This window comes from Schnuerera sp., assembly GCF_035459645.1.
GTDB lineage: Bacteria > Bacillota > Clostridia > Tissierellales > Tepidimicrobiaceae > Schnuerera.
The window spans coordinates 1-7,454 of the sequence record NZ_DATHXO010000392.1 but is presented as its reverse complement, the minus strand read 5'-3'; the positions used below and the strand labels follow the sequence as shown (position 1 = coordinate 7,454).

Sequence of the window (7,454 nt, the reverse complement as noted above, 5' to 3'; positions counted from 1 at the left end):
ATGGTAAAACCAAAAAAGAATATTTAAATGAAACTAAAGTGGAAAGTCTTTATAATAAAAATTTCAAATCAATAAAAGAAGATGAATATGTAGAGAATGCATCTTATCTTCTGAAGGAATGGAGAACTCCTTTTTTGCCTGTTTTTGATAATATGCAGAATTTCGTAGGGATTCTAACTCATGCTTCTATTTTTAATGCTTTTTCAGAAATATTTGGTTTAGAAAAGGGAACCAGAATTGTAGTTAATATGCTTGATATTCCTGGGCAGCTAGCAAAGTTATCAGAGGTTATTAGAAAAGAGAATGTAAATATAATAAACTTTGCTGCAGTAGATGCAAAAGTATTGGATGTATATAGGGTAATAATACGGGTTGATACTACAGATGTTGTTGGACTTATAGAAAGAATTGAAAAGGCTGGATTCAAGATAGGAGAAATTTCTAAATAATATAAAAATGTATAAAATACTGTAAAATGGAAAAAATATCCCTTTAGATAGTACTGGAGGGATATTTGTGAAAAAACAAAATGCCATTTTAATATTTTTATTTTGTGCCACTTTATTCTTTATTAGTTTTATATATGGTTATAAGATGATGGGCCCAAAGATTAATAAAGATCCATTAATTATAGAGGATGATATAATTGATGATGATTTAGAGATATTAAAGGAAGAAGAAAGAATTTCACCAAATGTTTTTATTGAGAAAAAGACTTATTATAAAGAATGTAATCACAATATAACTAAATTAAACGAGCTAGATGAAAAAATAGTGAATATGACTGAAAAACAATATAGAGAATATATGAAGGATAATTTCCCTAATATAAAGATTATTTCCTTTTCTACTAATAGGATAGTATTAAGGGAAGAAAAAGAACATCTATGCCCTAACCATTACATAATTGGAGAGTCAGAAGGCAAGATTGCAATTTATGGTATTGATGAAAGAGGAGAGAAAGTTTTGCGTAGAATATTTAAGGATTATCCTATAACTCTTTTAAAAGAGATCGACCAAAATAAATTAAAAGATGGGATAAGGGTAGATAGTGAAGAAGAATTATCTGATGTGTTGGAGAATTTTATTAGCTAAAAAACTAAGTTAGAATTCTAACTTAGTTTTTTAATTTAAAATATGATAATATAGTATATATTATGTTTTTAATTTGAAAGGTGAGATATATGATAATACTTGGTATAGATCCAGGATTGGCTATAGTAGGATACGGAGTTGTTGAATATATAGGTAATAGATATGGGGTATTAGATTATGGTGTTATAAGAACTGATTCTAAAACATCATTTCCAGAAAGATTAAAGATAATATATGATGAACTTTCAATATTAATTGAAAAATATAATCCAGATGATTTTGCAATAGAGGAGTTGTTTTTTAATAAAAACGTAAAAACAGCTATCCAAGTGGGACAAGCCAGAGGAGTTGAAATTCTTTCTGCTATTAACAAAGGATTAGAAGTTTATGAATATACTCCATTACAAATAAAACAAGCTGTTGCTGGTTATGGAAGGGCAGACAAAAAACAGGTACAAGAAATGGTAAAACTGTTATTAAATTTGAAAAAAATTCCTAAACCAGATGATGCAGCAGATGCATTGGCTGTAGCTATTTGCCATAGCAGTTGTCTAAATTTTAAAGAGGATTTTAAAATGAAATAATAAAGGATGGATTATAATATGTATGAGTACATAATTGGTAGAGTTGCAAGGATTAAAGAGGATTATGTAGTAGTTGAGAACAACGGAATAGGGTATAGGATATATACTTCTAAAAATTCATTGGTTAATTTACAAATTGATGAAAAAACTACTATGTATATTTATTATAATTTAAGAGAAGACGGAGTATATCTTTATGGTTTTACTACGGAAGAAGAGCTAGACATGTTCAATCTACTTTTGTTGGTTTCTAAGGTAGGGCCTAAAGTAGGTTTAAATGTTCTATCTACTTTAAATCCAAATCAAATTAAATTAGCCATATTAAGAAATGATTCACATGCTCTATGTAATGCACCTGGAGTAGGTAAAAAAACAGCTTCACGGATTATATTAGAATTAAAGGATAGAATTGACAAAGATGATATTGTCGAAGAAGAGGTTATAATAGAAGATAATGATGAAGCAGACATTGCAATACATGGTATAATGTCTTTAGGGTATTCTAGAGGTGAAGTCATGAAAGTAATGAGAAAACTAGATACTACCAAAATGGTTACAGAAGATATTATAAGAGAAGCTTTAAAACTGCTTTCAAAACAATAAGGGGATGTATTGACTTATGGATAATATAGATGAAAGGATAGTTTCAAGGTCTATTCAAGGCGAGGATAGAGAAGCTGAAAACACTTTAAGACCAAAATGGTTAAAAGAATATATTGGGCAGGAAAAGGTGAAAGAAAAATTAAAAATTTTCATTCAGGCTGCTAAGGAAAGGAAAGAACCTTTAGATCATGTTCTTCTTTATGGTCCTCCCGGGTTGGGGAAGACGACTTTAGCTAATATTATCGCTAATGAAATGGGAGTCAATGCAAGGATTACGTCTGGTCCTGCTATAGAAAGACCTGGAGATTTAGCTAGTATATTGACTAATTTAGGAGAAGAAGATGTATTGTTTATCGATGAAATACATAGACTAAATAGGACTGTAGAAGAAATACTTTATCCTGCTATGGAAGACTATGCTCTAGATATTATAATAGGTAAAGGCCCTAGTGCTAGATCTGTTAGATTAGATTTATCAAAATTTACTTTAATTGGTGCAACTACTAGAGCAGGATTGCTTACTTCCCCTCTAAGGGATAGGTTTGGAGTTATGCTAAATTTAAACTTATATGATGATGATAGTTTGCAAAAAATAGTGAAAAGATCTTCTGATATTTTAAATATCAAAATAGATGATAAAGGTGCTATGGAAATCGCTAAAAGGTCTAGAGGCACTCCTAGAATTGCAAATAGACTTTTGAAAAGAGTTCGAGATTACGCGCAGGTAAAGGAAAATGGAGTTATTACTTGGAATGTTGCAAAAAAAGGGTTAGAAATGTTAGAAATTGATAAATTAGGTTTGGACGAGGTGGATAGAAAGATATTATTGACTATGGTAGAAAATTTCAATGGAGGTCCTGTAGGACTTGATACCTTATCTGCAGCTACTGGGGAAGAAAGAACTACTATTGAAGATGTTTATGAACCTTTTCTATTACAGATTGGTTTTATAAATAGGACCCCCAGAGGAAGGATAGTTTCAAAAAAGGTTTATGACCATTTTAAAATTCCTTATTGTGATGCAAAGGAGTGATACAATGAGTTCCTTTGATCGGGTGTTTGTAACTATAGGTATTGTTTTAGTTATAATAGGTGTAATATTTATTGTTGGAGAGAAGTTTGGATTAGGTAAGTTACCAGGTGATATTTTTATCCAAAAAGGAAATTTTACTTTCTTCTTTCCTATTGTATCTAGTATAATTATTAGTATAATATTGACTTTATTGTTGAATTTATTCAGAAGATAAGGGGGATAATATGAAAAGGCTTTCTATTTTTGTAATTTTAATTGTAATTTTTATTGGATCAATATTTCCAAATGTTTTTGTACATGCTAACCTAGTAGATAATAATTTTTTGAGTATTAAATTGACAAGCCCTATAAAATCTACTGAATTTGTTAATTTATATAGTGAGGAAGGATTTTTTATATTCTATAAGGATGATTTGTCGCAAGAAGTAGAGTCTATTGATATCGATTCTATTAAAATTAGTTTAGGAGAAAAGGATGAAATCATTATATCAGATAATGAAGATAATCTACTTTTCACATATAATCAAGAAGATGATTTAATTATTTCTTCTAAAGACGAATTTGATAGAAGAATTAAGATAGAGGACAGATATTATAGGGATTATGTCTATTTTAAAATCGTTGGTGGCAAATTGATAACTTTGAACTATGTTCAAATAGAAAACTATTTATACGGGGTAGTTCCTATGGAAATGCCTACATCTTTTGAGATGGAAGCCTTAAAAGCTCAAGCTATAGCTGCAAGAACTTATACTCTAAAAAATATAAACAAACATATTGGCGAAGGATACGACCTTTGCGATACTACCCATTGCCAAGTATATGGAGGAATGGATGGAGAACAAGAAAAAACTAATAGGGCTGTAGAGGAAACCTATGGAATGATAATTACATATAATGGAGATATTATTGATGCTTTATATCATTCCAATAGTGGAGGGGTTACTGAGGATTCTATGGAAGCTTGGGGTAACAGTCATCCTTATTTGATTGCTGTTGATGATAATTTTTCTTCAGAGGCTCCAAATAGTAGTTGGAGTTTAAATTTGACTAGTGATGAAATAAACAGAAGACTTAATAATAGTGGTATAAATATAGGCGATGTAGTAGATATGGAGATTATTGAGACTTCCTCAAATGGCCGAGTGACTCAATTAAAGATAGTAGGAACTTTAAGCGAGAAGCTTTTAAGTAAAGGCCAAATTAGAGAAATTTTAGGTACAACAGAGTTGAAAAGCACATGGTTTACTATACAAAAAGATTCTAGTGTTGAAACTATCACAAATTTATATGTAATAGATAGTAGTAATACGAACCCACAATTGATTAATATAAACACTGCTTATGTAATCGATGGTAGTTTTAGGAAGAATCCTTCTAGAGGGTTAACTAGTAGATATGTTAATAGAGATACAAATTTTGATAATTCAAAAGGAACTTCTTATACTAATACCGATTTTATTATAGAAGGCAAAGGCTATGGTCATGGAGTAGGTATGAGCCAGTGGGGTGCCCAAAAAATGGCAGAATTGGGTTATTCTTTTGAAGATATATTGATGCATTATTATAGTGGAGTAGAAATTATAATCAATGATTAGTAGAGGATGATGAAATGAAAACAGAAGATTTTTATTACGATTTACCTGATAATTTAATTGCACAACATCCAATTGAGGATAGAGAAGAATCAAAATTGCTCCTATTGGATAGAGATACAGAACAAATAGAAGATAGAATATTTAAAGATATAGTAGACTACTTAAATCCAGGGGACTGCTTAGTTTTAAATGATACAAAGGTAATTCCTGCTCGTCTTTTTGGTAATAGAGAGGGGAAAGATGAAAGAATTGAATTTTTATTACTTAGAAGAATGGAAAATGATATATGGGAAACCCTTGTAAGACCAGGGAAAAAAGTTAAACCTTCTAATAGGATTATCTTTGGTGAAGGGTTATTAGTTGCTGATGTGCTTAATATAGGGGAAGATGGGACTAGAAGAGTAAAATTTAATTATGATGGGATATTTGAAGAAATACTGGATGAATTAGGAGAAATGCCCTTGCCTCCTTATATAAAGGAAAAATTAGAAGACAATGAAAGATATCAAACTGTTTATTCAAAGCATGAAGGTTCAGCTGCTGCTCCTACAGCAGGTCTACATTTTACTGAAGAGTTGTTGAAGCAAATAGAAAGAAAAGGAGTTAGTATTGCATTTCTTACCCTTCATGTTGGTTTGGGGACTTTTCGTCCAGTAAAAGTTCAAAATATTGAAGAACATCTAATGCATTCGGAGTATTTTGAACTTACTAAAGAAGCTGCTAAAAAAATCAATAAAGCTAAAGAAGGTGGGAGAAAGGTAGTAGCAGTTGGAACTACTACTACAAGGACCTTAGAAACTATTGCTAACTCGGAAGGACAGGTGTTTTCGCAGAAGGGGTGGACTGATATTTTTATCTATCCAGGATATGAATTTAAAATAATCGATGGTTTAATAACCAATTTTCACCTACCAGAGTCAACCTTACTAATGTTGGTCAGCGCTTTAGCTGGGAAAGAAGTTATAATGAAGGCTTATAGACATGCTATAGAGAATAGATATAGGTTTTTTAGTTTTGGAGATGCAATGTTTATTAAGTAATGAGGAGGAACAGAATGGCAGTAGAGTTTAAATTAATTAAGGAATGTAAAGAGAGTTTGGCAAGATTGGGCGAATTAAAGACTCCTCACGGGGTTATAGAAACTCCAATCTTCATGCCTGTTGGTACTAAAGCGACTGTAAAGACTATGACTCCTGAAGAGGTTAAAGGTTTAGGAGCACAAATTATACTAGGGAATACTTATCATTTGTTTTTAAGACCAGGTCATCAGCTTATAGAAGAAGCCGGTGGATTACATAAATTTATGAATTGGCATGGACCTATTTTAACGGATAGTGGTGGTTTTCAAGTTTTTAGTCTAGGGGATTTAAGAAAGATTACTGAAGAAGGGGTAGAGTTTAGATCTCATATAGACGGTTCTACTCACTTTATTAGTCCTGAAAAATCTATAGAGATACAAAATTCACTAGGATCTGATATTATGATGGCTTTTGATGAGTGTACTCCTTATCCATCTAGTTATGAATATGCAAAACAATCTATGGAAAGAACCACTAGATGGGCAAAAAGATGTAAAGATTTCCATAAAGACTGGGAAAAACAAGCTTTATTTGGTATAATACAAGGTGGTATGTATAAAGATTTGCGAGAAAAAAGTGTTGAAGGCATCATAGATATTGGTTTTCCTGGTTATGCTATTGGAGGACTAAGCGTTGGGGAACCAAAGGATTTAATGTGTGAGATGCTAGATTTTACTACACCTTTGTTACCTAAGGATAAGCCTAGATATTTAATGGGAGTAGGAACCCCAGATTATCTGTTTGAGGCAGTAATAAGGGGAATTGATATGGCTGATTGTGTTATGCCGACTAGGATTGCTAGAAATGGTGCGGTTATGACAAGCCAAGGTAGATTGACTATTAGAAATGCTAAATATTCTAAAGATTTTTCTAAACTGGATCCAGAATGTGATTGTTATACTTGTACCAATTATTCACGTGCTTATATAAGGCATCTATTTAATGTAAATGAAATTTTAGGTGCAAGGCTTGCTACAATTCATAATCTGTACTTTTTAATTAAATTGATGGAGAATATTAGAAAGGCTATTAAAGAAGATAGATTATTGGAATATAAAGAAGAGTTTTATAAAAAATATGGATATATTAATTAAATAAAGAAGGGTTTTTAACTTTTTTGTTGAATATTAATTATAGAGAAAAGATGAAAAGGAGGATGTTTTTATGGCAGCAGCAAATGCAGGAGGAGCAAGTTTAGGAGGTTTTATCATACCTATCGCTTTTTTAGTCATCTTTTATGTATTTGCAATAAGACCTCAAAAGAAGAGGGAAAAACAAATTAGAGAGATGAGAGACAGCCTTAGGGTTGGTGATGTATTCTGCTTGATCTTCATAGCCAGAGTACTTTTTTCTGCTATAATCTTCATTTCCCTCTAGTCTCAATCCGGGTTTCATGCTTCAAAATGTTCTAATGGTTCTACATTATATATGAATTGGTCTTTTTGGACGGCTCCGTCGGCAT

At 31.5% G+C, this 7,454-nt stretch carries 10 protein-coding genes; all 10 read left to right on the top strand.

What is annotated here, in order from left to right; all coding sequences use genetic code 11:
* A partial coding sequence (locus tag VK998_RS09275) for a CBS domain-containing protein (RefSeq protein WP_325227850.1) occupies positions 1 to 449 on the top strand: 449 nt, incomplete at its 5' end.
* 67 nt (positions 450 to 516) lie between these two features.
* Positions 517 to 1,095, top strand: coding sequence for a BofC C-terminal domain-containing protein (locus VK998_RS09270; protein ID WP_325227849.1), 579 nt, complete (start codon positions 517 to 519; stop codon positions 1,093 to 1,095).
* 89 nt (positions 1,096 to 1,184) lie between these two features.
* Positions 1,185 to 1,679 carry a crossover junction endodeoxyribonuclease RuvC gene (gene ruvC, locus VK998_RS09265; protein WP_325227848.1) on the top strand — a complete coding sequence of 165 codons (495 nt, stop codon included), beginning with the start codon at positions 1,185 to 1,187 and terminating at the stop codon, positions 1,677 to 1,679.
* Between the two features lie 18 nt (positions 1,680 to 1,697).
* Positions 1,698 to 2,282 carry a Holliday junction branch migration protein RuvA gene (gene ruvA / locus VK998_RS09260; protein WP_325227847.1) on the top strand — a complete coding sequence of 195 codons (585 nt, stop codon included), beginning with the start codon at positions 1,698 to 1,700 and terminating at the stop codon, positions 2,280 to 2,282.
* A 16-nt stretch (positions 2,283 to 2,298) separates the two neighbouring features.
* Positions 2,299 to 3,315 (top strand): Holliday junction branch migration DNA helicase RuvB, encoded by a 1,017-nt coding sequence (ruvB, locus tag VK998_RS09255; protein ID WP_325227845.1) that lies wholly within the window; start codon positions 2,299 to 2,301, stop codon positions 3,313 to 3,315.
* A gap of 4 nt (positions 3,316 to 3,319) precedes the next feature.
* Positions 3,320 to 3,529, top strand: coding sequence for a DUF2905 domain-containing protein (locus tag VK998_RS09250; protein ID WP_325227843.1), 210 nt, complete (start codon positions 3,320 to 3,322; stop codon positions 3,527 to 3,529).
* Between the two features lie 10 nt (positions 3,530 to 3,539).
* A complete protein-coding gene (locus VK998_RS09245; RefSeq protein ID WP_325227841.1) occupies positions 3,540 to 4,913 on the top strand; it encodes a SpoIID/LytB domain-containing protein in 1,374 nt (457 codons plus the stop codon).
* Positions 4,914 to 4,927: 14 nt separating this feature from the next.
* Positions 4,928 to 5,953 carry a tRNA preQ1(34) S-adenosylmethionine ribosyltransferase-isomerase QueA gene (gene queA, locus VK998_RS09240; RefSeq protein WP_325227839.1) on the top strand — a complete coding sequence of 342 codons (1,026 nt, stop codon included), beginning with the start codon at positions 4,928 to 4,930 and terminating at the stop codon, positions 5,951 to 5,953.
* Between the two features lie 14 nt (positions 5,954 to 5,967).
* Positions 5,968 to 7,086 carry a tRNA guanosine(34) transglycosylase Tgt gene (tgt, locus tag VK998_RS09235; RefSeq protein ID WP_325227837.1) on the top strand — a complete coding sequence of 373 codons (1,119 nt, stop codon included), beginning with the start codon at positions 5,968 to 5,970 and terminating at the stop codon, positions 7,084 to 7,086.
* A 70-nt stretch (positions 7,087 to 7,156) separates the two neighbouring features.
* Positions 7,157 to 7,369, top strand: coding sequence for a preprotein translocase subunit YajC (locus VK998_RS09230; RefSeq protein ID WP_325227835.1), 213 nt, complete (start codon positions 7,157 to 7,159; stop codon positions 7,367 to 7,369).
* Positions 7,370 to 7,454 lie beyond the last annotated feature (85 nt).

Coding starts and splice junctions, on each gene's coding strand:
- queA (WP_325227839.1), top strand. CDS start 4,928: ATGAAAACAGAAGATTTTTATTACGATTTACCTGATAATTTAATTGCA.
- tgt (WP_325227837.1), top strand. CDS start 5,968: ATGGCAGTAGAGTTTAAATTAATTAAGGAATGTAAAGAGAGTTTGGCA.
- VK998_RS09245 (WP_325227841.1), top strand. CDS start 3,540: ATGAAAAGGCTTTCTATTTTTGTAATTTTAATTGTAATTTTTATTGGA.
- ruvA (WP_325227847.1), top strand. CDS start 1,698: ATGTATGAGTACATAATTGGTAGAGTTGCAAGGATTAAAGAGGATTAT.
- ruvC (WP_325227848.1), top strand. CDS start 1,185: ATGATAATACTTGGTATAGATCCAGGATTGGCTATAGTAGGATACGGA.
- VK998_RS09250 (WP_325227843.1), top strand. CDS start 3,320: ATGAGTTCCTTTGATCGGGTGTTTGTAACTATAGGTATTGTTTTAGTT.
- VK998_RS09230 (WP_325227835.1), top strand. CDS start 7,157: ATGGCAGCAGCAAATGCAGGAGGAGCAAGTTTAGGAGGTTTTATCATA.
- ruvB (WP_325227845.1), top strand. CDS start 2,299: ATGGATAATATAGATGAAAGGATAGTTTCAAGGTCTATTCAAGGCGAG.